Source organism: Parasphingopyxis sp., assembly GCF_052168295.1.
Classification (GTDB): domain Bacteria; phylum Pseudomonadota; class Alphaproteobacteria; order Sphingomonadales; family Sphingomonadaceae; genus Parasphingopyxis.
In genome coordinates, this window is the sequence record NZ_JBQLZN010000080.1 from 86,483 (window position 1) to 113,353 (window position 26,871).

Consider the following 26,871-nt stretch of genomic DNA (forward strand, 5'->3'; position numbering starts at 1 on the left):
TCAGCGTTGAACCAGTGGCGCGGAGCATCTAGGAGGGAAACAGGCAATGGCAGCCCATCTCAAAGTGATCGATTCCAAAGGCGAAAAAGGCGATATGGACAGGCAGAAGGCGCTCGACGCCGCACTCGCACAGATTGACCGGGCCTTCGGGAAGGGCTCCGCGATGAAGCTCGGATCGCGCGAAGCGATCGAGATCGACGCCGTGTCTACGGGCTCGCTCGGTCTCGACATCGCGCTCGGTATCGGCGGCCTGCCGCGCGGGCGCATTATCGAGATTTACGGGCCGGAAAGCTCGGGCAAGACGACGCTGGCCTTGCACACCATTGCCGAAGCGCAGAAGACCGGCGGCACTGCGGCGTTTATTGACGCCGAACATGCGCTCGATCCGGCCTATGCCAAGAAGCTGGGCGTCGATATCGACGAGCTGATTATTTCGCAGCCCGATACCGGCGAACAGGCGCTCGAAATCGCCGATACGCTGGTGCGCTCCAACGCGATCGACATTCTCGTCATCGATTCGGTCGCCGCGCTGGTCCCGCGCGCCGAGATCGAGGGCGAAATGGGCGACAGCCATGTCGGCCTGCAGGCCCGGCTGATGAGCCAGGCGCTGCGCAAGCTGACCGGCTCGATCAACCGTTCGAAATGCATGGTCATCTTCATCAACCAGATCCGGATGAAGATCGGCGTCATGTATGGCAGCCCCGAGACGACCTCGGGCGGCAATGCGCTGAAATTCTATGCGAGCGTCCGGCTCGACATTCGCCGCATCGGCCAGATCAAGGATCGCGACGAAATCGTCGGCAACGCGACCCGGGTCAAAGTCGTCAAGAACAAGGTCGCTCCACCGTTCAAACAGGTCGAGTTTGATATCATGTACGGCCAGGGCATTTCGAAGATGGGCGAGATACTCGATCTCGGCGTGAAGGCCGGGATCGTCGAAAAATCCGGTTCCTGGTTCTCCTACGATTCGACGCGGATCGGACAGGGGCGCGAAAACTCCAAGGCCTTCCTCCTCGAAAATCCCGAGATCTGCACGAAGATTGAAAATGCGATCCGCGGCAAGGAAGACGAGATGGCCGAAGAGATGATGACGGGTCCGGATAGCGACGAGGCATCCGACGAATAGAATTCGGTCCCGATTGCGATTGCTCCCATGGTGAAAGGCCTGCCTATGACGGCAGGCCTTTTGCTTTTTGGCAGCGAATTGCCTAGCGAACAAAGGGTTCGGATCGATCGGGGGCACGGCAGCGCATGACCATTCTCGTCCATCATCTGGAAAATTCGCGATCGCAGCGCATCCTGTGGATGCTTGAAGAGCTGGAGCTCGATTACGAGGTCAAACGCTATGAGCGCGACGCCAAGACGATGCTTGCTCCGCCTGCGCTCAAGGAGGTCCATCCGCTCGGCAAGTCGCCGGTCGTCGAAACGGACGGCCGCACGCTGATCGAAACCGGCGCCATCGTCGAATATCTGGTCGCCAAGGCCGGCGGCACGCTCGGCGCGCCGGCGCATGTCGACGAGGCACTGCGATATCGCCAGTTCATCCATTATGCCGAGGGGTCGATGATGCCGCCGCTGCTGGCGATCCTCGTCGTCGGCCGCCTCGGCCTACTCGGCCGACCCGCGCGCAAACCGTTGCTCGCGATGTTGGCCGGGCATCTCCGCTGGCTCAACGACGAGCTCTTCCAGCGCCCTTGGTTCGCGGGCGACAGCTTCACCGCCGCCGATGTCATGATGAGCTTCCCCTTGGAGGCGGCGCGTGATCGCGCCGGTCTAGACGATCGCTTCCCCAATCTGCTCGCCTGGCTTGAGACGATCCATGCGCGTCCCGCCTATCAGAAGGCGTTGCAGCGCGGCGGCGCGTACGCCTATGCGTGAGGCGCAACGCGCCGGCGATATCGGCGCATAGTCCGCTTGCCCGTACCGTCCGGCTTGCCTACATGCCGCGCATGACATCGACCAACGATATCCGCCGGTCCTTCCTGGAATTCTTTGCGGGCGAGGGGCACGCTCAGGTGCCGTCGGCGCCGCTCGTGCCACACAATGATCCGACGCTCATGTTCGTCAATGCCGGCATGGTGCCGTTCAAGAATGTCTTCACCGGGCTCGAAAGCCGCGACTATGTAACCGCGACCAGCTCGCAGAAATGCGTGCGTGCGGGCGGCAAGCACAACGATCTCGACAATGTCGGCTATACCGCACGGCACCACACTTTCTTCGAAATGCTCGGCAATTTCTCGTTCGGCGATTATTTCAAGGAACGCGCGATCGAGCTCGCGTGGAACCTGATCACGAAAGAATGGGGAATCGATCCCGACCGGCTGACGGCGACCGTCTATCATGATGACGATCAGGCGTTCGACCTGTGGCGCAAGATTTCAGGTCTGCCCGAAAGCAGGATCATCCGCATCGCGACAGCCGACAATTTCTGGTCGATGGGCGATACGGGGCCATGCGGGCCATGCAGCGAAATCTTCTACGATCATGGCGAGCACATTCCCGGTGGGCCGCCCGGCTCGGCGGATGAGGACGGCGACCGGTTCGTCGAAATCTGGAACCTCGTTTTCATGCAGTATGATCAGCGCGAGGAGGGGCGGGTCGACCTGCCAAGTCCGTCGATCGATACCGGCATGGGCCTCGAACGGATCGCCGCCGTTCTCCAGGGTACGCACGACAATTACGAGATCGATCTGTTCAAGGCGCTGATTGCCGAAAGCGCGGAGCTGACCGGCACACCTCCGGACGGCGAAACAGCCGCGTCGCATCGCGTCATCGTCGATCATCTGCGCAGCGCCAGCTTCCTGATTGCCGACGGTGTGCTGCCGGCCAATGAAGGCCGCGGCTATGTCCTGCGGCGGATCATGCGCCGCGCGATGCGCCACGCGCATATTCTCGGCGCGAAAGACCCGTTGATGCATCGGCTCGTCCCGGCGCTCGCAGCTGAGATGGGCGGCGCCTTTCCCGAGCTGCTGCGGGCACAGCCCCTGGTCGAGGAAACGCTGCACCATGAAGAAGTGCGGTTCCGCCGCACCCTCGACAAAGGCCTCAAACTGCTCGACGAGGCCGTGGCCGATATGGGTGAGGGCGACGTGCTGGCGGGCGAAACGGCGTTCAAGCTCTACGATACCTATGGCTTTCCCTACGATCTCACCGAGGACGCGCTGCGCAGCCGCGGGCTGGGCATCGACCGCGATGGCTTCGACGCGGCGATGGCAAAGCAAAAGGCGGCCGCGCGCGCCGCCTGGAAGGGCTCGGGCGAAGCGGCGTCGGACACATTATGGTTCGACATCGCCGAAGAGCATGGCGGCACCGAATTCATCGGCTACACGGCCGACGAAGGCGAGGGGCAGGTCGTCGCCATCGTCAAGGACGGGGCCACCGTGAGCACGGCCGGCGCCGGCGATGAAGCGATCGTCCTCACCAATCAAACCCCGTTTTACGCGGAAAGCGGCGGCCAGATGGGCGACACCGGCACGCTGACGAGCGGCGAGATGGCCGCCACCGTCAGCGATACGAGCAAGCCGCTCGGTCGCCTTCACGCGCATCATGTGACAGTTGAAAACGGGACTATCGAAACCGGGCAGGTCGTCTCTCTGGCCATCGATGTGGATCGCCGGACCCGGCTGCGCGCGAATCACAGCGCCACGCACCTGATGCATGCGGCGCTGCGCAATCGGCTTGGCGAGCATGTGACGCAGAAAGGCAGTCTCGTCGCTGAAGATCGGCTGCGCTTCGACTTCTCGCATCCCAAGGCGGTGACGGCCGAGGAGATCGCCGCGATCGAGGCCGACGTAAACGCGCAGATCCGCGATAATGCCGCGGTCGTCACGCGTCTCATGACGCCGGACGAAGCCGTAGAGGCGGGCGCACTCGCGTTGTTCGGCGAAAAATATGGCGACGAGGTTCGCGTGCTCTCCATGGGCAGAAACGGCGCTGCCGATTATTCCGTCGAACTGTGTGGTGGCACCCATGTCTCGGCGCTTGGCGATATTGGACTGTTCGTGATCGTGTCCGAAAGCGCGGTTTCCGCCGGAGTCCGTCGGATCGAGGCGTTGACGGGAGAGGCAGCACGGCTCTGGTATCGCGACCGCGAGGCCAAGCTGCTGCGCGCAGCCGACGCGTTAAAGACAAGCGCGGACGAGCTTCCCGACCGGGTCGCGGCTTTGACGGAGGACCGCAAGCGGCTCGAAAAAGAACTCGCCGAAGCGAAGAAGGCGCTCGCCATGGGCGGCGGCAGCGCTGCCGGGCCCGAGACCGAAGAAATTTCCGGTACGGCTTTTCTCGGCCAGGTCGCCAACGGCCTCGATCCCAAATCGCTGCGGGGCCTGATCGATGAAGCGAAGTCGAGCCTCGGCTCGGGCATCGCTGCCATAGTGGCGGTAAATGACGGCCGGGCAAGCGTTGCCGTCGGGGTGACCGACGATTTGACCGATGCCCATGATTCCGTCGCGCTCGTCCGCACGGCCGTGGAGGCGCTCGGCGGCAAGGGCGGCGGCGGGCGGCCGGACATGGCGCAGGGCGGCGGACCCGACGGTGACAAGGCCGATGCTGCGCTCGACGCGATCCGATCCGCTATCGGCGGCTAGATCAGTTCGATTTGCGCAGTTTTTCGCGTGGCAGCTGGGGCAGGGATTCCAGCTCGCCCAGTTCCATGATCGCTTCGCGAAGCTGCGCCCGTTTCTCGTGCACCGAAGCGATGACGGGCCCCATCGGTACGCCGATGTCCACAAGCACGGCCTCCGATAGCTGGAGCGAAGATTCGACCGTTTCGGGAACGGCGTCGGTTGCGCCGGCACGATACAGATCGGCCGCGTGATTGGGGTCCCGGGCGCGCGCGACGATGGTGAGATCGGGATAGGCCTCGCGCACGCGTTTGGTCAGCTGAACGATGCTGACCGGATCGTCCATCGTGAGAATGAGCGCTGAAACACGGTCGAGGTCGAGATTTTCGAGCAGCTGCGGCCGGGATACGTCCCCGAAGATCGTCGGAAATCCGTCGCGCCGCCCACGCGCGACTGTATCGATGTTGGAATCGACCGCGACATAGGGTTTGCCGTGCTCGGTCAGCATCTCGGCGATCAGCCGGCCGACGCGGCCGAAACCGACGATGATCGCGCGCTCCTCGTCATCGTCATGCTCGCCGGGGAGTTCGACACTGCTCTCGCGCATCTCGACCCGCCGGGCGGCGACGGCGCCGGCCTTCGCGAGCAGCGGCGTGATGGTGAGGCCGATTGCGGTCACCGTCTGCCAGAATGCGGCGGTGGACGGCTGGATGAGCTGCGCCGACAGCGCAGCAGCGAGCACGATCAACGTAGTTTCGGACGGCGAGGACATCAGCATACCCGCCTCCGCTGCAGTGGCACGCCGCGCGCCCTGAAAGCGCAACAGCAGACCGATGACGATCGTCTTCACGACCACGACACCGACGACGGCCAGCGCCAGCGACGCCCAATTCTGCAGGACGACCGGGATATCGACGCTCATGCCGACGGTAATCAGGAATACGCCGAGCGCGAGGCCCTTGAACGGTTCGACGATGACTTCGACCTCGCGGTGGTACTCGGTCTCCGCGATTACAAGGCCCGCGACAAGCGCGCCGACGATCGGCGAAAGACCGACGGCCGTTGTCGCCAGGCTGGCGAGGATCACGACCAGCAGACAGGCGGCGAGAAACACTTCCGGAGTCTTTGTGCGCGCCGCCTGGGCGAACAGGCGCGGCAACAGCAATCGGCCGCCGACGAGCATCGCGACAACCGTCACCACGCTCAGCAGTAACGTCCACCCCAGCGCCGCAAGACCGGCATCCTGCGACATCGGCCCCATCGCGCCGAGGAAGAAGATGATCGGGACTATGGCGACATCCTGAAACAGCAGGATGCCGAGCGCCGCCTTGCCGACCGGGGTTTTCGTCCCCGACATCGGCAGCACCAGTGCAGTGGAGGACAGGGCGAGCGCTAGGCCAAGGCCGATCGCGCCGATCGGCGATTGCCCCATCGCGTAGAGCGCGCCACCGATCAGCATCCCGCACGCCATCAACTGGCCCGCGCCGACCCCGAACACCGTGCCGCGCATCGCCCAGAGGCGTTTGAACGAGAGTTCCAGGCCGATGGAGAAAAGCAGCAAGATGATACCGAACTCGGCAAATGGCTCGATCGCCTCGCGGTCCGATATGGTCACATGGACGAGCCAGGGCACCCGCTCGGTCAGCGATCCGAGGCCGGACGGACCGACGAGCACGCCCACCATGATGAAACCGATGATCGGCGTGATCCGGAACCGCGCGAACAGCGGGATGACGATGCCCGCCGCGCCCAGAATAACGAGCGCGTTGCCGAATGCTTCCGATTCGATGGCGTGGATCATGCGAAGCTTAGTGGGGCTCCGCTAGCGATTTGTCACCGGATTAACGGCGGAGGGTTATCCTACCACTCGTCCATTGCGGCTTCGAGATTGACGCGGATCGCCTCGAAAAACTGTTCGCTGGTCATCCAGGCCTGATCCGGACCGATCAGGATGGCGAGATCCTTCGTCATCTGGCCGTTCTCGACCGTCTCGACGCAGACGCGCTCGAGGGTCTCGGCGAAGCGCGTAACGTCGGGCGTCTCGTCGAACTTGCCGCGGTAGATGAGGCCGCGTGTCCAGGCGAAGATCGAGGCGATCGGGTTGGTCGAGGTCGCCTTGCCCTGCTGGTGCATCCGGTAATGCCGGGTGACCGTGCCATGCGCCGCTTCCGCTTCCACCGTCTTGCCGTCCGGCGTCATCAGCACCGAGGTCATCAGCCCGAGCGAGCCGAAGCCCTGCGCGACCGTGTCCGACTGCACATCGCCATCGTAATTCTTGCAGGCCCAGACAAACTTGCCGTTCCATTTGAGCGCGCTGGCGACCATATCGTCGATCAGGCGATGCTCATAATCGATACCAAGGGCGTCGAACTGTTCCTTGAATTCATTTTTGAACACTTCCTCGAACAGATCTTTGAAGCGGCCATCATATTTTTTCATGATGGTGTTCTTGGTCGACAGATAGACCGGCCATTCGCGCTGCAGCCCATAATTCATCGAGGCGCGCGCGAAATCGCGGATGCTGTCGTCCAGATTGTACATCGCCATGGCGACGCCGGGGGAGGGGAAATTGAACACCTCCTCGTCCATGACCGTGCCGTCATCGCCCTCGAACACGAGCCGCAGCTTGCCGGGGCCCGGCACGAGCATGTCCGTCGCGCGATACTGATCGCCGAACGCGTGGCGGCCGATGACGATCGGGTCCGTCCATCCGGGCACGAGGCGCGGCACATTCTCGATCACGATCGGTTCACGGAACACGACGCCGCCCAGGATGTTACGGATCGTGCCATTGGGCGATTTCCACATGCGTTTGAGATCGAATTCCTCGACGCGCGCCTCGTCCGGCGTGATCGTCGCGCATTTCACACCGACGCCATGTTCCTTGATCGCATTCGCCGCATCCACCGTGATCCGGTCGTCGGTTTCGTCGCGCTTCTGGATCGACAGATCGTAATAGTGCAGATCGACGTCGAGATAAGGGAGGATCAGCCGCTCGCGGATCCATTCCCAGATAATCCGCGTCATTTCGTCGCCATCGATTTCGATGACGGGATTCTTCACCTTGATCTTGGTCGCCATGTGCCGTGTCGCTTTCCGGATAGGGGAGTTTCGAGATTTGGCGCCGGTCTAGGGTGCAAAACCGGTACGATCAACCGGGTTGGGGCCGAAAAAGGCGGCGATTGTCCTTCGCGGCGGCCGACTGTATCAGGCTCGCATGACAGAGCTTCAGAAACCGCCGGAGGATGATCGCACCGTCCGTTGGCAATGGCCGCCGATCCACCCGGAAGCCTATGTATATCTGGCCGTTTCCGCGGCTGCAGCGATCTTCTTCCTCTGGTTCGGCTGGGACATCATCGCCTGGCCGCTGATCGGGCTGACGATCTGGATCGCCTCCTTCTTCCGCGATCCGCAGCGTGTCACGCCGATGGGCGACGACCTGATCATCGCACCCGCCGACGGCATGGTCACGCTCATCCGGGACGTGCCACCGCCGGCCGAACTGGCCGGCCCGGACGGGCTCGGCGACGAGCTTATGTGCCGGGTATCGATTTTCATGAGCGTGTTCGACGTCCATATCAATCGCGCGCCGATGAGCGGGACGATCAAGGACGTCATCTACATTTCGGGCAAGTTCGTGAACGCCGATCTCGACAAGGCGAGCGAGGATAATGAGCGCCAGCATATCCTGCTGGAAACGCGCGACGGCCAGCGGGTCGGCTTTACACAGATCGCCGGGCTCGTTGCGCGGCGTATCGTGCCGTTCGTCAAGCCGGGCGATATGGTCGTCGCTGGGCAGCGTGTCGGCCTCATCCGCTTTGGCAGCCGCGTCGATGTCTACCTGCCGGCCGGAACCGCGCCGCGCGTCGCGCTGGGCCAGAAGATGATCGCCGGCGAGACGGTTATCGCCAAGATCGGCGAGGACATACGCGCATTCGGCGTCACGCAATGAAAACGGTGCGCGGCATTCCTTTGCGGGCGATCATCCCCAACGGCATTACAGTGCTTGCGCTGTGCATGGGGTTGAGCGCCGTGCGATTCGCTCTCGACGCCAAATGGGAAACGGCGCTGACCTTCATTGTCATCGCCGGCATATTGGATGGCTTCGACGGCCGTGTCGCGCGGCTGCTCAACGGCCAGACGCGCTTCGGCGCCGAACTCGATTCCTTGTCGGATGTCATCGCTTTCGGCGTCGCGCCCGCGCTCATCGTCTATCTCTGGGCGCTGGAGTCCGTGCCGCGTTATGGCTGGATATTCGCGCTCGCCTACGCTGCCTGTTGCGCATTGCGTCTCGCCCGGTTCAACGCGAGCATCGACGTTGAGGAACAACCGCACAAATCGGCTGGCTTCCTGACCGGCGTGCCGGCTCCGACGGGTGCCGGACTATTGATGCTGCCGATATTCCTGACTCTCGTGTTCGAAGAGCCGGTATTTCGCGAATTCTACATAGTTGCGCCTTGGACCGCGCTTATCGCATTTCTGATGGTATCCAATGTCGCGACGTTCAGCTGGTCGTCGATCCGGCTGCGCAGCGGCATGCGCTTTGGCGCGCTCGTCGGTATCGCCGCCCTGATCGTATTGCTCGTCAACCTTCCCTGGGTGACATTCTCGGCGATGGCCATTGCCTATATCGGCAGCATCCCGATCAGCATCTGGAGCTATGCGAAAGTCAGGCGGCGGCGCGCACAGGCTGAAACCGGCGGGATACCGGCCGACTGACGGTACGGCCTGTTTTCCCGATACTGGCGGCCCGAAGTTGACAAACTTGACGCACAGCGACGTCCGGCGCGCGCCCGCCCGATCCTGCCAGCGCAGTTGCGATACGCCGCCCGTTACCGCTTAAGGTCAGCGCGATAACAGCCACGGGCGCGATCAGCGCAAAGGTGAAGAATATCGCGGCCAGTGTCTGAAACATATCGATCTCCATCTTGCGGCTGCCAATGCGATGCCGTTCGAGCTTTCAAGACGCCTTGATGTTCGCCTTGTGTTCTATTCTCTATGTTCTTTTAATGTTCCGGTCAAGCGCGGACTTGCATTTCCTCGCCACAGCGCCTATCTGGCGCGCATTCCACATGGGAAGCGCACATACCGGTGTTGGGGCCGATGCCCTGATTCTTGCTTCCCAGAGGCATAACCGGAAGGAGAAAGACTATGGCGGACATTTCCGTCACAATGCAGCAATTGCTCGAGGTCGGGGCGCATTTCGGCCACCAGACCCATCGTTGGAACCCGAAGATGAAGCCGTATATTTTCGGCGATCGTAACGGGGTTCACATCATCGACCTGTCGCAGACCGTTCCGCTGTTCCAGCGGGCGCTCGACTTTGTCGGCCAGACAGTCGCATCGGGCGGCAAGATCCTCTTCGTCGGCACCAAGCGCCAGGCGCAGCAGCCGATCGCCGAAGCGGCGCAGTCCTGCGGCCAGCATTTCGTCAACCATCGCTGGCTCGGCGGCATGCTGACCAACTGGAAGACGATCTCGAACTCGATCAAGCGCTTCAAGAACCTCGAAGAGCAGCTTTCGGGCGACGCTTCGGGCTTCACCAAAAAGGAAGTTCTGCAGCTGACCCGCGAGCGCGACAAGCTGGAGCTTTCGCTAGGCGGCATCCGCGACATGGGCGGCCTGCCGGACGTGATGTTCGTGATCGACGCCAACAAGGAAGACTTGGCGATCAAGGAAGCCAACACGCTCGGTATCCCGGTCGTCGCCATCCTGGACTCCAATGTGAGCCCGGACGGTATCGCCTTTCCGGTACCGGCGAACGACGACGCGGCGCGCGCTATTCGCCTCTACTGCGAAGCGATCGCCGCTGCCGCTGGCGCGGGTTCGCAGGCCACCGCGGCCGCTGCGGGCGAAGATCTCGGTGCGGCTGTCGAACCGCCCGCTGAACCGGCCGTTGCCGAAGCCCAGTCGTAACAATCGGCGTTTGGACGATCGACCGCCGGGTCCGCAGCCCGGCGGCCGATAATTGTAAAAATTGCAAATAATGAGGACGGACACATGGCCGACTTTTCTGCCAAGGACGTAAAGGAACTGCGCGACCGCACGGGCGCAGGCATGATGGATTCGAAGAAGGCGCTGCAGGAGAATGGCGGCGATATCGAAGCGGCTGTCGACTGGCTGCGCACCAAGGGCCTCGCCGCCGCCGCCAAGAAGGCGGGCCGCACGGCCGCCGAGGGCCTGGTTGGGGTCGCCGTATCCGGCACGACCGGCGCGGCCGTCGAGGTCAATTCGGAAACCGACTTCGTCGCGAAGAACGATCAGTTCCAGGATTTCGTCGCCAAGGTAACGCAGATCGCGCTCGACACGGACGCCGATGTCGATGCGCTGAAGGGCGCCGCCTATCCCGACGGCGGAACCGTCGAGGAGAAGCTCACCGACAATATCTCCACGATCGGCGAGAATCAGAGCCTGCGCCGGGTCGGCAAGATCGGCGTCGATAGCGGCGTCATCGTCCCTTATGTTCACAACGCGGCAGCCGAGGGCATGGGCAAGATCGGCGTGCTCGTCGCGCTCGAAAGCGGCGCGGGTGCGGACGTGCTCGAGCCGCTCGGCAAGCAGCTTGCCATGCACATCGCCGCAGCCTCGCCGTTGGCGCTCACGGGTGACGGTCTCGACCCCGAGATGATCGAGCGCGAACGCGCGATCGCCAAGGAAAAGGCCGCCGAATCCGGCAAGCCCGACAATATCGTCGAGAAGATGGTCGAAGGCTCAATCGCGAAGTACCGCAAGGAAAACGCGCTGATGAGCCAGATTTTCGTCATGGACAACAAGACGAAGATCGAGGACGTCGTCGCCCAGGCGGCAAAGGACGCGGACACCGAAATCACGCTCAAGGATTTCATCCGCTTCCAGCTCGGCGAAGGCATCGAGAAGAAGGAAGAGAATTTCGCCGAGGAAGTCGCCGCAGCGGTCGGCGCCTAGCGCAATTCTCCGATCATGTCCCAATTCACAGGGACATGATCAAATGCTTGGCAGCGGCGCGCACCCCCACTAGGGTGCGCGCCGCATCCATATCACCCTGACGAAAGACCGGCTCGGCGATGTCCCGCCCTCATTACAACCGCATATTGCTCAAGCTCTCCGGCGAAGCCCTGATGGGTGACGGCCAGTTCGGCATCGATCCCGAAACGACGGCGCGCATGGCCGAAGAGATCGCGGCGGCGAAAGAGGCAGGCCACGAGCTCTGCCTTGTCGTCGGCGGCGGCAATATCTTCAGAGGGCTGGCGGCGGCAGCCAAGGGCTTCGACCGGACGAGCGCCGATTATATGGGCATGCTTGCGACGGTGATGAACGCGCTCGCCGTGCAGAATGCGCTTGAGCAGATCGGGCAGGACACGCGCGTCCTTTCAGCCATTCCGATGGACTCGGTCTGCGAGCCCTATATCCGCCGCCGCGCCATGCGCCATATGGAGCGCGGCCGCATCGTCATCTTCGCCGCCGGCACCGGCAATCCCTATTTCACGACCGACACCGCGGCCGCCCTGCGCGCCGCCGAAATGAATTGCGACGCGCTGTTCAAGGGCACCAGCGTCGACGGCGTCTATGACGCCGATCCGAAAAAGGTCGACGGAGCAACGCGCTACGACACGCTCAGCTTCAACCGCGTGCTCACCGACAATCTCAAGGTGATGGATGCGGCCGCGGTCGCGCTGTGCCGCGATAACGATATACCGATCGTCGTGTTCAACATCCGGGAGCGGGGCAATCTCGCCAATGTGCTCGCCGGCGATGGTGTGGCGACGACCGTCCAGCAAGAAGGAGACGCCTGATGGCGGAATATGACAAGAGCGATCTGGAGCGCCGCATGAACGGCGCCATAGAATCGCTGCGCGGCGACCTTGGCGGCCTCAGGACGGGCCGGGCATCGGTTTCGCTGCTCGATCCCGTGCAGGTCGAGGTCTATGGCAGCAATATGCCGCTCAACCAGGTGGCGACGGTGAGCGCGCCCGAACCGCGGATGCTGACCGTGCAGGTGTGGGACGGCTCCAACGTGCAGCCGGTCGAAAAGGCGATCCGCGCGGCCGGGCTCGGCCTCAATCCGCAGCTTGACGGCCAGATGATCCGCCTCCCGATCCCCGACCTTACCGAGGAACGGCGCAAGGAACTCGCCAAGCTTGCCGGGCAATATGCCGAGAAGGCGAAAGTCGCCGTCCGCAATGTCCGCCGCGACGGGATGGATGCGCTGAAGGCCGACGAGAACAAGAAGGAGATCGGCGAGGACGACAAGAAGCGCTCCGAAGCCGAGGTCCAGAAGCTGACCGACGACAAGATCGCCGAGATCGACAAGATTGCGGGCGAGAAAGAAAAGGAAATTCTGGAGCTGTGACCGCCGAACCGGCCCGATCCGTGGACGACGCGGCGGCCGGTACGGGCAGCGGCGCGGGGGTTCCGCGCCATGTCGCGATCATCATGGACGGCAACGGCCGCTGGGCGCAACGACGTGGATTGCCGCGCATCGCCGGGCATCGCAAGGGGATCGAGGCGGCGCGTTCGGTCGTGAAGGCCGCCGGCGCGCTCGGCATCGAAGTGCTGACGCTTTACGCCTTCTCCTCGGAGAATTGGAGCCGCCCGGCCGCCGAGATCGCCGATCTGATGGACCTGCTGCGCCGCTTCATCCGCAAGGAGCTGGAAGCTTTGGCGGGCGAGGGGATCCGCATCCGTGTCATCGGCGATTATCAGGCGTTCGAGCCCGATGTCGTCGAGCTGATCGACGGCGCGATCGCGCGCACGGCCGACAATAGCAAAGCGACGCTCGTGGTGGCGCTGAATTACGGATCGCAGTCGGAGATCACCCAGGCGGTTCGTGCGATTGCCGAAGATGTGGCGGAAGGCCGGATCGACGCGTCCGATATCACCGCATCGACGATCGACGGCCGGTTGAGCACGCATGGGTTGCCCGCGCTCGATCTTTTGATCCGGACGTCGGGCGAGTGCCGGCTGTCCAACTTCCTGCTCTGGCAGGCGGCCTATGCCGAGCTCTACTTCACCGACACGCTCTGGCCGGATTTCGACGAACAGGCACTGCGCGATGCGGTTGGCGATTTCGCGCGCCGCGACCGGCGCTATGGCGGTCTATGACCGAAATCGCCGCGCCCAGCGGCTTTCGCAATCTGTGGAAGCGCGCGATCACCGGATTAATACTCATTGCCGTCGCCCTCGGCGCACTTTGGCTCGGCCAGTGGAGCTTCTGGCTGCTGGTCACCGTGCTCGCGGGCATCATGATGTACGAGTGCGGGGGTTTGCTGAAGCTGCCCGCGCGCAAAACACTCTCGGGCGCGATCGTGATCGTGTGCCTGATGCTCGTTTTCAGCCCCGCCTATGCGCCCGTCGACACGCTCGACCTGATGACGGCCGGCGTTGTCGCAATCGTGCTCGGCTTCGCCTTCTGGAGTGCGCGTCTCGCCGCCGGTTTTGCCTATATCGCGGCCGCCTCGATCGCCATCGTCTTTCTCCGCGAGCAGGGCGGGTTGATAGTTACGCTCTGGACGCTCGCGATGGTCTGGGGCACCGATATCGGCGCCTATTTTTCCGGCAAGACTATCGGCGGCCCCAAGCTTGCGCCGACATTCAGCCCCAACAAGACCTGGGCCGGGCTGATCGGCGGTATGGCGAGCGCCATGCTGGTCAGCGCGATATTCGTCATAACGACCGAGCTGCGCGCGCCGATCATCCCTCTTGCGGCGCTGCTGGCCGTCGTTGCACAACTTGGCGATCTGCTTGAGAGCTGGTTGAAACGAAAGGCGGATGTGAAGGACAGCTCCAACATATTTCCCGGCCATGGCGGGGCGCTCGACCGGCTCGACGGGCTGCTGCCCGTGGCGATATGCGTCGCCGGATTGAGCTTCACCGGGTGGCTCTCATGAGCGGTCGCAAGCGAATCTCGATACTGGGCGCGACCGGATCGGTCGGCCAATCGACGCTCGATCTCGTCGATCGCGATCCCGACGCTTTCGAAGTGATTGCCGTAACGGCCTTCCGCGATGTCGAGGGGCTGGCAGATGTTGCCCGAAAGCATGCCGCGAAGGTTGCCGTTATCGGGGACCAGACGCTTGAGAGCGAACTTGAAAGCGCGCTGGCTGGCAGCGGCATCGCGACTGCGGCGGGCGCGCAAGCCATTTGTGATGCAGCCGCCATGGATGCCGATTTCGTCATGGCAGCGATCGTCGGCGCGGCAGGTGTGCGGCCGGTGATGGCCGCAATCGAAGCGGGAACGACAGTAGGCCTCGCAAACAAGGAATCGCTCGTGTCGGCGGGATCGCTCATGCTCGAAGCCGCCCGCAAGCGCGGCGTCACGATCCTGCCGGTCGATTCCGAGCATAATGCCATCTTCCAATGTTTCGATCATGAACGCCCGGGCGGCATAGCGAGCATCATCCTGACGGCGAGCGGTGGACCGTTTCGCGAGTGGACGCGCGAACAGATGCGCGATGTGACGCCGGAACGTGCCGTGCAACACCCCAATTGGTCGATGGGCGCGAAAATCTCGATCGATTCGGCAACGCTGATGAACAAGGGACTGGAGCTTATCGAGGCGCGCTATCTGTTCGATCTGCCGCCCGACGATTGCCGGATCGTCGTCCATCCGCAATCCGTCATCCATTCGCTCGTCGAGTATCGCGACGGATCGGTGCTGGCCCAACTCGGCGCACCGGACATGCGGATACCGATTGCGCATACGCTCGCCTGGCCCGAGCGCATGGAAACGCCGTGCGAACGGCTGAACCTCGCGGAAATCGCGCGATTGGACTTCGAGGAACCCGATGCCGAACGCTTTCCCGCCATCGCACTCGCCCGGTCGGCGATGGAAGCCGGCGGCGCGCGCCCGGCGATCCTGAACGCCGCGAACGAAGAGGCCGTCGCCGCGTTTCTCGCCAATCGGATCGGGTTTCTCGATATCGCCGAGATTGTCGCGCGCGTGCTGAACGGCTATGCGCCGAACGCGCCGCAAACGCTGGACGATGTGTTCGCCATCGACGCCGAGGCGCGCGCACACGCGCAACAGCAGATGGAATCCCTCGCCGCATGATCGAAAGCCCCGGAATTCTCTATTCTATCGGTGCATTCCTGCTGATCATCGGCCCGCTCGTCTTCGTACACGAAATGGGGCACTATCTGGTCGCCCGCTGGTTCAACACGAAGGTCGAGAAATTCTCGATCGGCTTCGGCCGCGAGATCGCCGGCTGGACGGACAAGAAGGATACGCGCTGGAAGATCGGGTGGTTACCGCTCGGCGGCTATGTGCAGTTTGCCGGCGACCTCAACGCCGCCAGCCAGCCAGATCCCAATTCGAACACACTACCCGATGCCGAAAAGGCCAAGCTTTTCCAGTACAAACCGGTCGGTCAGCGTTTCCTTATCATTCTCGCGGGCCCGATGATCAATTTCCTGTTCGCGATCATTCTGTTCGTCGGAATTTTTGCCGCCTACGGCCAGGCTCAGAACCCTGCGGTCGTCACCGCGCTAGAGGAAGGCTCCCCGGCAGATGTTGCCGGCTTCGAGATCGGCGATCGCATCACCTCGGTTCAGGGCCGGGAGATCGACCGGTTCGAAGATCTGGCGCGCTATGTCAGCCTTCGGCCGGGCGAGGAGATGACCTTCGGCGTCGAACGCGACGACGAGCCGTTGACCATCACGGCGGTAACCGGCGACGTGACCGTCGAGGACCGGTTCGGCAACGCAGCGCGCATAGGCCGGATTGGCGTCTACGGATCGGCGATCGAAATCCAGCAGCTCTCGCTGCTGGAGCTTCCGGGCGCCGCCATCGACCAGACGATTTCGAGTCTCGAGATGATTACGGTCGGCTTATGGCAGATCATCCGTGGACAGCGGTCGATCCAGGAATTGGGCGGCCCATTGAAAATTGGCCAGATTTCGGGTCAGACGGCGTCTCTCGGTATCTATGCCTTCCTGATCTTCATGGCGATGATTTCGATTAATCTCGGATTCATCAACCTGTTGCCAATTCCGATGCTCGACGGGGGTCACCTGGTGTTCTATGCGGCCGAAGCCGTTCGCAGAAGACCGATCAAGCCAGAGGCACAAGAATGGGCTTTTCGTATGGGTCTTGCCGTCTTGTTGGGTTTCATGCTGATGGTGACGGTTATCGATCTGGGATCGTTCGGTGTCTGGGAGCGATTGAGCGGCTTGATCGGCTGACTTCAATCGGGCAGGGCGGTTTCTTCCAACCGGAATAAGATAATAAGGCGGTTTGCGTGCATCTGAGTAACCCACGATTTTCAAAGCGGACATGGCTTTCCGGGCTGATGCTGGGAACGATACTGGGTGGGTTCGCCGCGCCCGCGCACGCCCAGACGTCCGAACAGGATCCGCTGGCCCAATTCAATACCGAGGCCGAGGCGGTCGACCCCGATACGGCGCTCGTTCCGGGCGCTGTAATCCGTTCCGTACAGGTCGAAGGTTCGCAACGCATCGAGCCCGATACGGTCCGCTCCTATATCGAGCTGGCGCCGGGCGCGACATATACGCGCGAGGACCTCGACGAAGCGCTGCGCGACCTTTTCGAAACCGAATTGTTCCGTGACGTCGAGATCCGCGACAATCAGGGCGACATCGTCATCGTCGTCCAGGAAAACCCGGTCATCAATCGCATCCTGCTCGAAGGCAATCGCCGCCTGGACGATGAGGATATCCGTGGCGAAATCCGGCTCGCCCCGCGCCAGATTTTCACGCGTTCGCGTGCCCGCGCGGACGTATCGCGCATCATCGAACTCTATCGCCGCCGCGGCCGGTTCGCCGCATCCATCGAGCCGCAGATGGTCGAGCTCGACCAGAACCGCGTCGATATCGTCTTCGAGATCAGCGAGGGGCCGCGTTCGCGCGTCCAGCAGATCAACGTCATCGGCAACGAGGTCTATTCGGACAGCGACCTGCGCTCGGAAATGGCGACGAAACAGTCGCGCTTCTTCCGTTTCTTCTCGTCGAGCGACACGTTCGATCCCGACCGGTTGGCGTTCGACCAACAGCGTTTGCGGCAATTCTACCTGACCGAAGGCTATGCCGACTTCCGCGTGGTCTCGGCCGTTGCGGAACTGACGCCGGACCGGCGCGACTTCATCATCACCTATGTCGTGGAAGAAGGCGAACGCTATCGCTTTGGCGATTTGGAACTCGATTCCGACCTGCGCGACTTCCGTTCGGAGCAATTCTCCAACTTCATCCCGATGCAGACGGGGGACTGGTACAACGCGCAACAGATCGAAGACACGATCGACCGGCTGAACGAGACGGCTGGTCTCCTGGGTTATGCGTTTGCCGAGGCGCGGCCGGAGTTCAATATCAACCGCGAGGACCGGACGATGGACGTCCGTTTCCGCATCGAGGAAACGCCCCGCGTCTATGTCGAGCGGATCGAGATCAACGGTAACACGTTGACGCGCGACAAGGTGATCCGGCGCGAATTCCGCCTCCAGGAAGGCGATGCCTTCAACAGTTTCCTCGTCCGTCGTTCGCAGGCGCGTATCCAGTCGCTCGGCTTCTTCCAGGAAAATTTCGAGATCGCGCAGTCGCCGGGTTCGGCCCCGGACCGGATCGTGCTAACGGCCAATGTCGAGGAAAACGCAACCGGCGAACTCCAGCTTTCGGCCGGTTTTTCGAGTCTCGAGCGTTTCATTCTCAACTTCTCGGTCCGGCAGCGGAACTTCATGGGCAAGGGGCAGGAGCTGCGAGCGGGCGTCAACTGGTCGAGCTTCTCCAACTCGGTCGAGCTGGGCTTTACCGAGCCCTATCTGTTCGACCGCAACATCGCGGTCGGCGTCGACCTGTTCCGTCGCGATTTCGACTCGTTCAACTTCATCGGTAACGACCGCAACACCACCTATCAGCAGGTTAGCACCGGCTTTCAGATCCGCGCCGGCGTTCCGCTGACCGAGTTCTGGACCTTGGCACTCCGCTACGGGTTGAGCCAGGAAGACGTTACGCTGGATGAAAACACATTCTTCATCAACGACGAATGCAGCCCGCTGCTCGCCGGCCGCTTTCTCTGCGACACGATCGGCAATCGGATAATTTCCAGCGTAGGCTATTCGCTCGTTTACAATAATCTCGACAACAATATCCGCCCGTCCAGCGGCCGGCGCATCATTCTGAGTCAGGACTTTGCCGGCGTTTTCGGCGATGTCCGCTATCTCAGAACGCGCATCGATGCGGACCAGTTTTTCAACCTCGGATCCGGCTTCATCTTCGGCCTCAGCGCGGAGGCTGGCTATACGCTCTCTTTCGAGAATCGCGGGGGCGCGGGTGTCGACGATATCCGGCTAACCGACCGTTTCTTCCTGGGCGAGCCGCAGATTCGCGGCTTCGACATTCGCGGTGTCGGTCCGCGTGTCCAGCGCTTCTCATACACGCCGGGTACGAACGAGTTGATCACCGATCCGCGTTTCGTCGTCGATGACGCGATTGGTGGCCGCGCCTATTATCTGGCGCGGGCCGAGCTCGAGATCCCGCTCGGTTCGGGCGCACGCGAACTTGGTTTCCGGCCGTCGATCTTCGTTGACGCGGGCGCGGTGTTCGGCGTGACGGACCCGGTTCTTCAGACGTTTCCGTGCCTCGATGCCAATGGCGACGAGGTCGGCCGCACGCCGTGTACGGGCGATGCAATTCCGGGCCCAATCGTGACGCGCCTGCTCGACAACAATGGCGCTCCGCTGTTCATCGCGCCGGACGGAACGCTGACCACAGATTCGGTGGACGATATGGGCAATGCGCTCGCCGAGGCCAATCGTACGATCGCGCCGTTCCTCGAACGGTTCGTGGGTGATTCGCCTTCGCCGCGTGTTACCGTCGGCGCCGGTGTATCGTGGAACTCGCCATTCGGGCCGTTCCGCATCGACCTCGCATACGCCCTGCTTCAGGAAGAAGGCGACGAGGACAAAATCTTCTCATTCAACATAGGAACCCAATTCTGATGTTTTCAAAAACCAAAACCTTCTTCGCAGGGTTGTTGCTTGCGCTGCCGATGGTTGCGACGAGCCCAGCCCATGCGCAGGCCCGCGGCGTCGGCGTCGTGAGCGTCGATGCGGCGATCCAACAGACGACTGCTTTCCAGGCGGCCGCGGCGCAGGTGCAGAGCACCTATGCTGCGCAGATTCAACAAGCGCAGACGCGCGAACAGGCGCTGGTCGCCGAACTGCAGCCGCTGCAACAGGCTGCTCAGGCCGCCCAATCGGCTCCCGGCGCCACAGCCGAGAGTGCGCGTCCGGCAATCGAGGCGTTCACCACGCGTCAGCAGGCCGCGCAGCAGGAACTGGCGACGATCCGGCAGCCCATTCTGCTCGCCACGCAATATGTACGCGAGCAGATCGCCGTGCATTTCAACGATGCGCTGACGGCTGCGATGGCGGCATCCAATGTCGATCTGGTCCTCGAGCCGAACGCTGTTGCCTCGCTTGCGCCGAACTCGGCAGCGAACATCACCGCTGCGGTCACGACGCAGCTCAATACCCGCGTTCCGAGCGTGCAGGCGATCCCGCCGGCAGGCTGGAACCCGGGCGACACGTTGCGCGCGGCGCAGCAGGCCCAGCAACCGGCAGCGGCGCAGCCTGAAGGCCGGTGAGCGAGTCCGCATCGTCGGAAACGGCCGCCATCGGCCCGCTTGACATCAAGCGGGTGATGGCGGCCATTCCGCATCGCTATCCTTTCCTGCTCGTCGATCGCGTCGCGGAAATCGTGCCCGGCGAATCGATTACGGCTCTCAAAGCCGTTTCGATGAATGAGGAATATTTCCAGGGTCATTTCCCGGGCCGTCCGATCATGCCGGGCGTACTCATTATCGAAGCCATGGCGCAAGCGGCGGCCATCATGGCCGTCGAGGAACTCGACCTGCTGGAAAGCGGCAAGCTCGTCTATTTCATGGCGATCGACGGCGCGAAATTCCGCGCGCCGGTGGAGCCGGGCTGCCTGCTCACATTGAAAGTCAGCTACGCCAAGAAGCGCTTCCCGGTCTGCAAGTTCGCGGGCAAGGCCTATCTCGACGACAAGGTTGTCGCCGAGGCCGATTTCACGGCGATGATCGCCGATCCGCCAGAGGCGTAGCGCAGACGCGCGTCACGCCGGTTTCCAACGACCGTCCATGCGGACGACACCGAAAATGCGCGCCAGAATGTCGCCGGACAAGGCGATGTCAGGCGGCCCATCTTGCGCGATCCGGCCCTTATCGATTACGATCACACGGTCGCCATAATGGCGGGCAAGCTCAAGATCGTGAATCGATACTATGACCGCAGCGCCAACGGCCGCTTCGGCCCGAAGCCGCTCCAACACCGCTAATTGCCAGCGGGGATCCAGATTCGCGCAGGGCTCGTCCAGCAACAGCAGCTCCGCCCCCGGTGCAAGTGCCCGCGCTATCATCACGCGGGACCGTTCACCGGTCGACAGCCGGTCGAGACGGCGCTGCGCGAGAGTTCCGGCATCGAGCGACTGCAAGACCGTATCGATGCGGTCTGCCGATGCGCCCGGCGGCAAGCCCAGCGCAACGTAATCCCGGGCCAGTAACGGCCAATTGACGGCACGCGATGCACCAAGAAAGGACAGGTAGCGGAGCCGGCGGCCGGGCGAGAGCGTTCTGATATCTTCGCCGCTCACGCGAATCTCGCCAGCGCTCAGGGGCAAAGCCGCCAGAGCATGCAGCAAGCTAGTTTTTCCCGCGCCGTTCGGTCCGACCAGCATCGTCACGGTGCCCGCCTCGAATGCGAGATCGCACGGGTGAAGCCGTCCGGGGATTGCGGCGGCGGTTGCCATCAGCCGGGCCGTCATGGCCGCACGCTCCAGCGCATCCGCGCAACCAGCCACAGGAAGAAAGGCGCGCCGATAAGCGCCGTCAGCACACCGATCGGCACGGAGCGATCGGGGGGCGCGAAACGCACGGCGATATCCGCAGCGAGCAGCAGCGCCGCGCCGATCAGCGCTGCCGGCAGGATCGCACGGCCCGGATGGCCAGTCGTCAGCCGCCGTGCGATGACGGGGCCGACAAGTCCGATAAAACCGACCGCGCCGCACACAGATACCGCTGCGCCGACCCCGATGGCCGTGGCGATCACGATGTTCCTGCGCAGCGCAACGATATCATAGCCCATCGACTCCGCGACATCTTCGCCGAGCGCGAGACGGTCGAGCGCTGGCGCGCAGCGGGCGAAATAGGCGATTGCGGCCAGAGCCGGTATCGCCGCAAAGGCGAGCTGTGGCAGACTCCGATCGACGAGCGAACCCATGAGCCAGGCATAGGCATCGTAAAAGGCAAAGGGGGAGGGGGCGAGCGCCAGCGCCAGAGCCGTTCCCGCGCCGGTGATGGCGCTGATCGCGATGCCTGCGAGCAGCAGGGTCGCGGTTTCGGCACGCGGTCCGGCGAGCAACAATAGCAGCGCCAGCGCGACGCCCGCACCCGCCACACCGCCGATGGCGATGCCGAACGGGCTGGCGAAGCCGATAATGTACGCCGCGAACACTGCGCCGAGCGCTGCGCCGCCAGTCGCGCCGGTGATGTCGGGAGAGGCGAGGGGGTTTGCCAAAAGCGCCTGGATGGCCGCCCCGCTGGCACCGAGCACGGCGCCGTAGACCAACGCAAGCAGGGCGCGGGGCAACCGCAGCTCGGTCACGACGATCCAAGCAAGATCCGGCTCGCTGGCGAACAGTTGCGGCAGTGAATGCAACGGCACGGTCACGGACACGATGATCAAAACCGCGACGAGCACGACGAAAAGCAGATAGAGGACGGCCCTCATCGCGCCAGAACCGCCCGCAACCGACGGATTTCGGGAAGGAGCGAGGGACCCGAACAGGTCCAGCGCCGGCCGTCGGTATAGACGATGCGCGTATCCGGCACGCCCTCGATGAAGCGGAAGCCCGGCCAATACTGACCGCGCGATGTCTGGCCGCGACGATAATCGCTGCGTATCACCGTTTCGGGCGGGTCGAGCAGCAGCGTTTCGGCGGTTACGCGCACGCCCTGGCCATCGGGAACCCGGGCCCCGGCGAGGGTCAGCCATTCCGCACCGAGGCTGCTTTCCGCAAAACTGTAGCCGCTGTCGCTGAGAAAAGTGACTTCGCGGGGATTGTCCGGACGTTCGGCAGTAAAATGGCGGAGCAGCGCGATAATCTGCCGACCGCGCGCCTCTCGCCCCAGGGCTTCGGCGACCGTGCGGACCGAGTTCTCGACATCGCCAAGTGTTTGGGGGAAGGGGATCGCAACGACCTCCGCGCCGATCCGCTCGGCAAGCCGCGCGCGATCGCGGGCGACGCCGCCCATGGTGAGTATGAGGTCGGGCCGGTGTCCGGCGACCGAGACGACGCTGCCGTCATTCGCCGGATAACGACGGCCGGTGCGCCAGAAGGGAAATTCGTGTCGATCCTGCGCAAGATGGGTGACCGAAGTGATCTGCTCTGGGCGGGCGAGCAAGAGGAGTAGCTCGTCGGTGCACATATTGACAGAAACGACACGGCTCGGCGCTGCTTCAACCGACGTGCCGATACCGAGGTATAGCATGACCGCCGCGAGGCAACCTGCCCAAATGCTTCGATATTCGCGGCCTTTCTGCGCCACCTTCGCTCCCTCCACGGCTCTGCCGCCACGAAGGAAGCGCACGGCTTCCCGTCACTCCGGCTGGACCCGGCCGGGCTTGGACGACGCAAAAGGCAGGTCTCCTGGCTTGCGGTTCGAACTCCGTTCCCCGCCTTCCCGGGCAAGCGCCCGGTGGCATCAAGGGGAGGGATCTGCCGCTGACAGTTGCGGGCACAGCGCCGGACTCGCACCGGCTTCCCTTTTCACCGCGCTTTCGCACGGCACCTTTCGCTGAAAACAGCGGCTACGCGCGGCCGCAAGCCCTTGTCAAGCAGCGCTGTAATCGCTAGATGCGCGCCTTCGCTTGAACGGGCTGGTCGGAAACCAGCCATATGGAAAGCAAGAGCAATGAAAAACGATATTCACCCCGATTACCATATGATCACGGTCAAGATGACCGATGGCACCGAGTTCCAGACCCGCTCCACCTGGGGCGCGGAAGGCGACACGCTGAGCCTTGATGTCGATCCGAAGTCGCACCCGGCATGGACGGGCGGCAGCCGCAACCTCGTGGACAGCGGCGGGCGGATCGATCGCTTCAACAAGCGTTTCGGCGGATTGACGCTCAAGAAAAACTAAGCCTTTTGGCTTGACCGATACATCCGGCGTCCCCTTATGCAGGGGGCGAATAATTGCGCACGCGTTCGACAGGAGAGCATCGTGGAAGACTGGGATACAGACGAAGACGGCAATTTCAGAATGCTGGCCTTCCACGGTTACCAATCGGCGACCGCACCCGGCAACGTGCTGTTGCGGATGCTGTATTTCGCCGAAAATTCGGACCTGCCGCCGAATGTCCCGAACGGCCTGCAAGTCGCGATGACACCCGACATGGCGCGCAAGTTCGGCCAGGACATGATTGACAATGCGGACCGGGCGGAGAATGCGAAGGCGGAAGCCGAGTAGCCGGATCGCCAAGACGCACTAGCGAGCGCGGATGAGCGCTCGCCGGCCATATGAACCGCAGGTCGGTTAGGCTGCCCGGCGCGCCGGCTTATCGTGGTCTGCGCTCGACATGGCTTCGAACTCATCGATAGCCATCGGCCGGCCGATGTAAAATCCCTGAGCAATATCGCAGCCCAGCTCTTTCAGGATTTCCAGCACTTCGGTGTTCTCGATCCCTTCAGCGACCACTTTCAGCCCGAGCTCATGCGCCAGTTCGATGGTCGAACGGATGAGAATGCGGTCACTGGCATTGTCTTCGAGGCCTTGAACGAAACTCTTGTCGATCTTGATCTCGTCTGCGGGCAGGCGTTTGAGATAGGACAGCGTGGACTGACCAGTGCCATAATCGTCGACCGACAGGCGGATCCCCCATTTGCGCAGCATGTGCATGGCGGCGATGGCGGATTCGGCGTCGTCCAACGCCGCGGATTCGGTGACTTCCACCGTAAGGCGTGACGGATCTATCCGCGATCTGCCGACGCTGCGGATAAGCTCTTCCATGAATTCGCCGTTATCGAGCAGCTTCGCCGAGACGTTGAAGGACAGGCCTGTGTCCAGCCCTTGCTCTTCCCAACGCATGAGCGCTTCGAGCGTCTTGTCGAGCGTGAAGAGGGTGAGGTCCGCGATCCGGCCCCGTTTTTCCGCGAGCGGAATGAAATTGTCCGGCGAAATCGCGCCGCGCAACGGATGCTGCCAACGGACCAGTGCCTCCGCGCCGGTTACCCGGCCGGATGCGATATCCAGCTTGGGCTGTAGCGCGACCCAGAGATCCCCGTTGGTCATCGCCTCGTCGAGCTCGCCGAGCAGTCCCAACTGCCATTTACCGGCCTCGTCATCGCCTTCCACATAGCGCTGCCAGCGATGTCCCGCATTCGTAGCGCGCTCGGCCGCGGCGGCTGCGCAGGCGATCAGCGATCTGCCATCCTTGCCCCGTCCGGCGGCAACGCCCAGGAACAGGTCAACATCGACGCGCTGCTTGCCGAGCACCAGAGGCGTGCGCATCAGCGTGGCGACCGCATCGAGGTGATCGGCCAATTCCTGGTCGTCCATATTTTCGCACTGCCAGCCGATCATGCTTTCGTCGATCCGGTAGATCGTGCCGTCCGTATTGACGCTGAGCCGATGCGCGAGCTGCGCAAAAAATTCGCCTATTTCGTCGGGCGAAAGCAGGGCGGCGGTTTCGGCGAAATTCTGGATACGGCCAACGATGATGGTCGTGTCCGCGTCACTGCGCACTTCGCGGACCAGAGCCGCGTCATTCTGCAGGCCGGACTGATTATCCTCAAGCGCGGCCTTCCGATATTTGCGCAACGCCAGAACGCCGCCGGCCGCTGCCGCTGCCGCAATGAGCATCGCCAGCGCAGGGATAACCATGGCGGTCGCCTGATACTGGCTTTCGAGGATCAGCGGCAAAGCAAGAACAGCTGCACCCGAAAAGGCGAAGGTGGTCGCGCGCACCCATCGTGTACCGCGGCCGATGAGCATCAGCACGCCGACAAGCGCGATCAGCAACGCGGCTGCCGGGCCATATTCGCTGGGAACGCCGCCGGCGAGCAGCGTTTCGGCCGCAAGCGCCTGAATCACGACGCCGGGGAGGACACCATGCCGGGGCACGGCATACCGATCACCCATCTCGATTGCCGTTGCGCCGATCATGACGGTTTTACCGGCCAGGTCCGCGGTGTCGGCACTCCCGACAAGAATATCGGCATAGCTTACACGCGGGATCGTATCCGGATCGATCGCATAATCGACTGGAAAATCCGTATCCGACGCACCCTGCGTGCCGGAGAGCATCGCCGAGAGGGACGGCCGGGGTAGCCCGTTGGTATTCACACCGAGAAGCGCCCGTCGCACAAAACCGCTCTGGTCGGCCTGGATGTTTACCGCCGCGAGGAAAGCGCTTTCGCGCAGGATCGGTATCGGTTCGCTGTCGATGACCGTGGAACGGCCCGCACCGGCGGCCTGGCGAAACGCCGGCAGCAGTACGAGCGCCTCGCTGCGGCGGAGTGCATCGGCAAAAGCCCGATCCTGATCCGCGGTCGACGGACTCGAAAAGTCCACATCGAATGCGATCATGTCGACATTCGCCGCATTCAGCCGGTCGACAAGCTCGCCATGGACACGCCGCGGCCATGGCCACCGATCGATCGCCGCAAGGCTTTGCGCGTCGATCTCAACGATCACGATATCGCCGCTGGCAGGTTGCGCGCGCACCGTATCGCGAACCGTCCGCAGCTCCTGTTCGGCGGTAAGCGCAAATCCCGACGAGATCGACACGAAAGCGGCCGCCAAGGCGGCCGCTAGGATTACTCCGCGATATCCGAAGTAACGTTGGAAGAGGGAGCGGAGCCGATACACGGACGTTCAGCCGTCTCTGTTCCTATTCGGGCGCAGCATTGCGGCCACCGCCGCCGAAATTCTGTTCCCAAATGCCTGACGGACCGCCCGGTTCACCGGCGCCGACCGAGGCCAGGCCTGCATCGAGATCGGCACCGCCACAATTGGGGCCGAGCGCGCAAGCTTCGAGATTGCCGCTGACGCCCACGCCGACACCGACGCCGCCGACACCAACATCGACGCCAATTCCGGCACCACTCTGGTTATTGCCGCCACCGTTGCCGTTGCCGCCACCGTTGCCGTTGCCGCCGCCGTTGCCGTTTCCGCCACCGTTGCCGTTTCCGCCACCGTTGCCGTTCCCGCCGCCGTTGCCGTTTCCGCCACCGTTGCCGTTTCCGCCACCGTTGCCGTTGCCGCCGCCGTTGCCGTTTCCGCCACCGTTGCCGTTTC

24 protein-coding genes, 1 pseudogene and 1 riboswitch are annotated in these 26,871 nt (G+C 62.8%); of the genes and pseudogenes, 18 read left to right on the forward strand and 7 right to left on the reverse strand.

Annotated features, from left to right (window positions below; all coding sequences use genetic code 11):
• Positions 1 to 46 precede the first annotated feature (46 nt).
• The 3 genes from recA to alaS all read left to right on the forward strand — a co-directional run bounded on the left by recA (position 47) and on the right by alaS (position 4,586).
• Positions 47 to 1,126 (forward strand): recombinase RecA, encoded by a 1,080-nt coding sequence (gene recA / locus ACTS1Z_RS12985; RefSeq protein ID WP_442624886.1) that lies wholly within the window; start codon positions 47 to 49, stop codon positions 1,124 to 1,126.
• A gap of 125 nt (positions 1,127 to 1,251) precedes the next feature.
• A complete protein-coding gene (locus ACTS1Z_RS12990) occupies positions 1,252 to 1,878 on the forward strand; it encodes a glutathione S-transferase family protein (protein WP_442624887.1) in 627 nt (208 codons plus the stop codon).
• Positions 1,879 to 1,949: 71 nt separating this feature from the next.
• Positions 1,950 to 4,586: an alanine--tRNA ligase gene (gene alaS, locus ACTS1Z_RS12995; RefSeq protein WP_442624935.1), complete on the forward strand. Its 2,637-nt coding sequence runs from the start codon at positions 1,950 to 1,952 to the stop codon at positions 4,584 to 4,586.
• A gap of 1 nt (position 4,587) precedes the next feature.
• Here the strand turns inward: alaS and ACTS1Z_RS13000 are convergent, their stop codons facing one another.
• Positions 4,588 to 6,363: a cation:proton antiporter domain-containing protein gene (locus tag ACTS1Z_RS13000; RefSeq protein WP_442624888.1), complete on the reverse strand. Its 1,776-nt coding sequence runs from the start codon at positions 6,361 to 6,363 to the stop codon at positions 4,588 to 4,590.
• A gap of 59 nt (positions 6,364 to 6,422) precedes the next feature.
• A complete protein-coding gene (locus ACTS1Z_RS13005; RefSeq protein ID WP_442624889.1) occupies positions 6,423 to 7,643 on the reverse strand; it encodes an NADP-dependent isocitrate dehydrogenase in 1,221 nt (406 codons plus the stop codon).
• 136 nt (positions 7,644 to 7,779) lie between these two features.
• Here ACTS1Z_RS13005 and ACTS1Z_RS13010 point away from each other — a divergent pair, with 136 nt between their 5' ends.
• The 13 genes from ACTS1Z_RS13010 to fabZ all read left to right on the forward strand — a co-directional run bounded on the left by ACTS1Z_RS13010 (position 7,780) and on the right by fabZ (position 20,615).
• Positions 7,780 to 8,514, forward strand: a complete 735-nt coding sequence (locus tag ACTS1Z_RS13010; RefSeq protein WP_442624890.1) for a phosphatidylserine decarboxylase — start codon at positions 7,780 to 7,782, stop codon at positions 8,512 to 8,514.
• Positions 8,511 to 9,281 carry a CDP-diacylglycerol--serine O-phosphatidyltransferase gene (gene pssA, locus ACTS1Z_RS13015; protein WP_442624891.1) on the forward strand — a complete coding sequence of 257 codons (771 nt, stop codon included), beginning with the start codon at positions 8,511 to 8,513 and terminating at the stop codon, positions 9,279 to 9,281. The genes ACTS1Z_RS13010 and pssA overlap by 4 nt, the downstream gene beginning before the upstream one ends.
• 432 nt (positions 9,282 to 9,713) lie before the next feature.
• Positions 9,714 to 10,478 carry a 30S ribosomal protein S2 gene (gene rpsB / locus ACTS1Z_RS13020; RefSeq protein ID WP_442624892.1) on the forward strand — a complete coding sequence of 255 codons (765 nt, stop codon included), beginning with the start codon at positions 9,714 to 9,716 and terminating at the stop codon, positions 10,476 to 10,478.
• A gap of 84 nt (positions 10,479 to 10,562) precedes the next feature.
• A complete protein-coding gene (gene tsf, locus ACTS1Z_RS13025) occupies positions 10,563 to 11,486 on the forward strand; it encodes a translation elongation factor Ts (protein ID WP_442624893.1) in 924 nt (307 codons plus the stop codon).
• A 119-nt stretch (positions 11,487 to 11,605) separates the two neighbouring features.
• Positions 11,606 to 12,334 carry a UMP kinase gene (pyrH, locus tag ACTS1Z_RS13030; protein WP_442624894.1) on the forward strand — a complete coding sequence of 243 codons (729 nt, stop codon included), beginning with the start codon at positions 11,606 to 11,608 and terminating at the stop codon, positions 12,332 to 12,334.
• The gene (gene frr / locus ACTS1Z_RS13035; RefSeq protein ID WP_299327952.1) at positions 12,334 to 12,891 is read left to right on the forward strand and encodes a ribosome recycling factor; all 558 of its coding nucleotides are present in this window, start codon (positions 12,334 to 12,336) and stop codon (positions 12,889 to 12,891) included. Before pyrH ends, frr begins: the two co-directional genes overlap by 1 nt.
• Complete coding sequence (locus ACTS1Z_RS13040) at positions 12,888 to 13,643, forward strand: isoprenyl transferase (protein WP_442624895.1); 756 nt, start codon at positions 12,888 to 12,890, stop codon at positions 13,641 to 13,643. The genes frr and ACTS1Z_RS13040 overlap by 4 nt, the downstream gene beginning before the upstream one ends.
• Positions 13,640 to 14,428 carry a phosphatidate cytidylyltransferase gene (locus tag ACTS1Z_RS13045; protein ID WP_442624896.1) on the forward strand — a complete coding sequence of 263 codons (789 nt, stop codon included), beginning with the start codon at positions 13,640 to 13,642 and terminating at the stop codon, positions 14,426 to 14,428. Before ACTS1Z_RS13040 ends, ACTS1Z_RS13045 begins: the two co-directional genes overlap by 4 nt.
• The gene (locus ACTS1Z_RS13050) at positions 14,425 to 15,591 is read left to right on the forward strand and encodes a 1-deoxy-D-xylulose-5-phosphate reductoisomerase (RefSeq protein ID WP_442624897.1); all 1,167 of its coding nucleotides are present in this window, start codon (positions 14,425 to 14,427) and stop codon (positions 15,589 to 15,591) included. The genes ACTS1Z_RS13045 and ACTS1Z_RS13050 overlap by 4 nt, the downstream gene beginning before the upstream one ends.
• A complete protein-coding gene (rseP, locus tag ACTS1Z_RS13055; protein WP_442624898.1) occupies positions 15,588 to 16,721 on the forward strand; it encodes an RIP metalloprotease RseP in 1,134 nt (377 codons plus the stop codon). Before ACTS1Z_RS13050 ends, rseP begins: the two co-directional genes overlap by 4 nt.
• Positions 16,722 to 16,828: 107 nt before the next feature.
• A complete protein-coding gene (gene bamA / locus ACTS1Z_RS13060; protein WP_442624899.1) occupies positions 16,829 to 19,489 on the forward strand; it encodes an outer membrane protein assembly factor BamA in 2,661 nt (886 codons plus the stop codon).
• Between the two features lie 50 nt (positions 19,490 to 19,539).
• Positions 19,540 to 20,136: an OmpH family outer membrane protein gene (locus ACTS1Z_RS13065; RefSeq protein WP_442624900.1), complete on the forward strand. Its 597-nt coding sequence runs from the start codon at positions 19,540 to 19,542 to the stop codon at positions 20,134 to 20,136.
• Positions 20,133 to 20,615: a 3-hydroxyacyl-ACP dehydratase FabZ gene (gene fabZ, locus ACTS1Z_RS13070; RefSeq protein WP_442624901.1), complete on the forward strand. Its 483-nt coding sequence runs from the start codon at positions 20,133 to 20,135 to the stop codon at positions 20,613 to 20,615. Before ACTS1Z_RS13065 ends, fabZ begins: the two co-directional genes overlap by 4 nt.
• 12 nt (positions 20,616 to 20,627) lie before the next feature.
• On the opposite strand, the gene ACTS1Z_RS13075 is transcribed toward fabZ, so the two are convergent.
• From ACTS1Z_RS13075 to ACTS1Z_RS13085, 3 genes are read right to left on the reverse strand one after another with little or no spacing between them, the layout of a single operon-like run.
• Positions 20,628 to 21,335 carry an ABC transporter ATP-binding protein gene (locus ACTS1Z_RS13075; RefSeq protein WP_442624902.1) on the reverse strand — a complete coding sequence of 236 codons (708 nt, stop codon included), beginning with the start codon at positions 21,333 to 21,335 and terminating at the stop codon, positions 20,628 to 20,630.
• Positions 21,332 to 22,300, reverse strand: a complete 969-nt coding sequence (locus tag ACTS1Z_RS13080; RefSeq protein WP_442624903.1) for a FecCD family ABC transporter permease — start codon at positions 22,298 to 22,300, stop codon at positions 21,332 to 21,334. Before ACTS1Z_RS13080 ends, ACTS1Z_RS13075 begins: the two co-directional genes overlap by 4 nt.
• Positions 22,297 to 23,061 carry an ABC transporter substrate-binding protein gene (locus tag ACTS1Z_RS13085; RefSeq protein WP_442624904.1) on the reverse strand — a complete coding sequence of 255 codons (765 nt, stop codon included), beginning with the start codon at positions 23,059 to 23,061 and terminating at the stop codon, positions 22,297 to 22,299. The genes ACTS1Z_RS13080 and ACTS1Z_RS13085 overlap by 4 nt, the downstream gene beginning before the upstream one ends.
• Before the next feature lie 131 nt (positions 23,062 to 23,192).
• Positions 23,193 to 23,380: riboswitch (cobalamin riboswitch) on the reverse strand.
• A 104-nt stretch (positions 23,381 to 23,484) separates the two neighbouring features.
• Here ACTS1Z_RS13085 and rpmE point away from each other — a divergent pair.
• Both rpmE and ACTS1Z_RS13095 read left to right on the forward strand, forming a co-directional pair.
• Entirely contained in the window at positions 23,485 to 23,715 is a 231-nt protein-coding gene (rpmE, locus tag ACTS1Z_RS13090; protein ID WP_442624905.1) for a 50S ribosomal protein L31, read from the forward strand.
• Between the two features lie 81 nt (positions 23,716 to 23,796).
• Positions 23,797 to 24,042: a hypothetical protein gene (locus ACTS1Z_RS13095; protein WP_442624906.1), complete on the forward strand. Its 246-nt coding sequence runs from the start codon at positions 23,797 to 23,799 to the stop codon at positions 24,040 to 24,042.
• A gap of 66 nt (positions 24,043 to 24,108) precedes the next feature.
• Here ACTS1Z_RS13095 and ACTS1Z_RS13100 read toward each other — a convergent pair whose 3' ends face one another.
• Together ACTS1Z_RS13100 and ACTS1Z_RS13105 are read right to left on the reverse strand one after the other, a co-directional pair.
• On the reverse strand, positions 24,109 to 26,376 hold the full coding sequence (locus ACTS1Z_RS13100) for an EAL domain-containing protein (protein WP_442624907.1): 2,268 nt from the start codon (positions 26,374 to 26,376) through the stop codon (positions 24,109 to 24,111).
• Positions 26,377 to 26,464: 88 nt separating this feature from the next.
• A pseudogene (locus tag ACTS1Z_RS13105) lies at positions 26,465 to 26,871 on the reverse strand (hypothetical protein); the annotation flags it as partial.

Bases quoted from the DNA above. Each gene is read 5' to 3' on its own strand.
- recA (WP_442624886.1), top strand. From the start codon at position 47: ATGGCAGCCCATCTCAAAGTGATCGATTCCAAAGGCGAAAAAGGCGAT.
- ACTS1Z_RS12990 (WP_442624887.1), top strand. From the start codon at position 1,252: ATGACCATTCTCGTCCATCATCTGGAAAATTCGCGATCGCAGCGCATC.
- alaS (WP_442624935.1), top strand. From the start codon at position 1,950: ATGACATCGACCAACGATATCCGCCGGTCCTTCCTGGAATTCTTTGCG.
- ACTS1Z_RS13000 (WP_442624888.1), bottom strand. From the start codon at position 6,363: ATGATCCACGCCATCGAATCGGAAGCATTCGGCAACGCGCTCGTTATT.
- ACTS1Z_RS13005 (WP_442624889.1), bottom strand. From the start codon at position 7,643: ATGGCGACCAAGATCAAGGTGAAGAATCCCGTCATCGAAATCGATGGC.
- ACTS1Z_RS13010 (WP_442624890.1), top strand. From the start codon at position 7,780: ATGACAGAGCTTCAGAAACCGCCGGAGGATGATCGCACCGTCCGTTGG.
- pssA (WP_442624891.1), top strand. From the start codon at position 8,511: ATGAAAACGGTGCGCGGCATTCCTTTGCGGGCGATCATCCCCAACGGC.
- rpsB (WP_442624892.1), top strand. From the start codon at position 9,714: ATGGCGGACATTTCCGTCACAATGCAGCAATTGCTCGAGGTCGGGGCG.
- tsf (WP_442624893.1), top strand. From the start codon at position 10,563: ATGGCCGACTTTTCTGCCAAGGACGTAAAGGAACTGCGCGACCGCACG.
- pyrH (WP_442624894.1), top strand. From the start codon at position 11,606: ATGTCCCGCCCTCATTACAACCGCATATTGCTCAAGCTCTCCGGCGAA.
- frr (WP_299327952.1), top strand. From the start codon at position 12,334: ATGGCGGAATATGACAAGAGCGATCTGGAGCGCCGCATGAACGGCGCC.
- ACTS1Z_RS13045 (WP_442624896.1), top strand. From the start codon at position 13,640: ATGACCGAAATCGCCGCGCCCAGCGGCTTTCGCAATCTGTGGAAGCGC.
- ACTS1Z_RS13050 (WP_442624897.1), top strand. From the start codon at position 14,425: ATGAGCGGTCGCAAGCGAATCTCGATACTGGGCGCGACCGGATCGGTC.
- rseP (WP_442624898.1), top strand. From the start codon at position 15,588: ATGATCGAAAGCCCCGGAATTCTCTATTCTATCGGTGCATTCCTGCTG.
- bamA (WP_442624899.1), top strand. From the start codon at position 16,829: ATGCTGGGAACGATACTGGGTGGGTTCGCCGCGCCCGCGCACGCCCAG.
- ACTS1Z_RS13065 (WP_442624900.1), top strand. From the start codon at position 19,540: ATGGTTGCGACGAGCCCAGCCCATGCGCAGGCCCGCGGCGTCGGCGTC.
- ACTS1Z_RS13075 (WP_442624902.1), bottom strand. From the start codon at position 21,335: ATGACGGCCCGGCTGATGGCAACCGCCGCCGCAATCCCCGGACGGCTT.
- ACTS1Z_RS13080 (WP_442624903.1), bottom strand. From the start codon at position 22,300: ATGAGGGCCGTCCTCTATCTGCTTTTCGTCGTGCTCGTCGCGGTTTTG.
- ACTS1Z_RS13085 (WP_442624904.1), bottom strand. From the start codon at position 23,061: ATGCTATACCTCGGTATCGGCACGTCGGTTGAAGCAGCGCCGAGCCGT.
- rpmE (WP_442624905.1), top strand. From the start codon at position 23,485: ATGAAAAACGATATTCACCCCGATTACCATATGATCACGGTCAAGATG.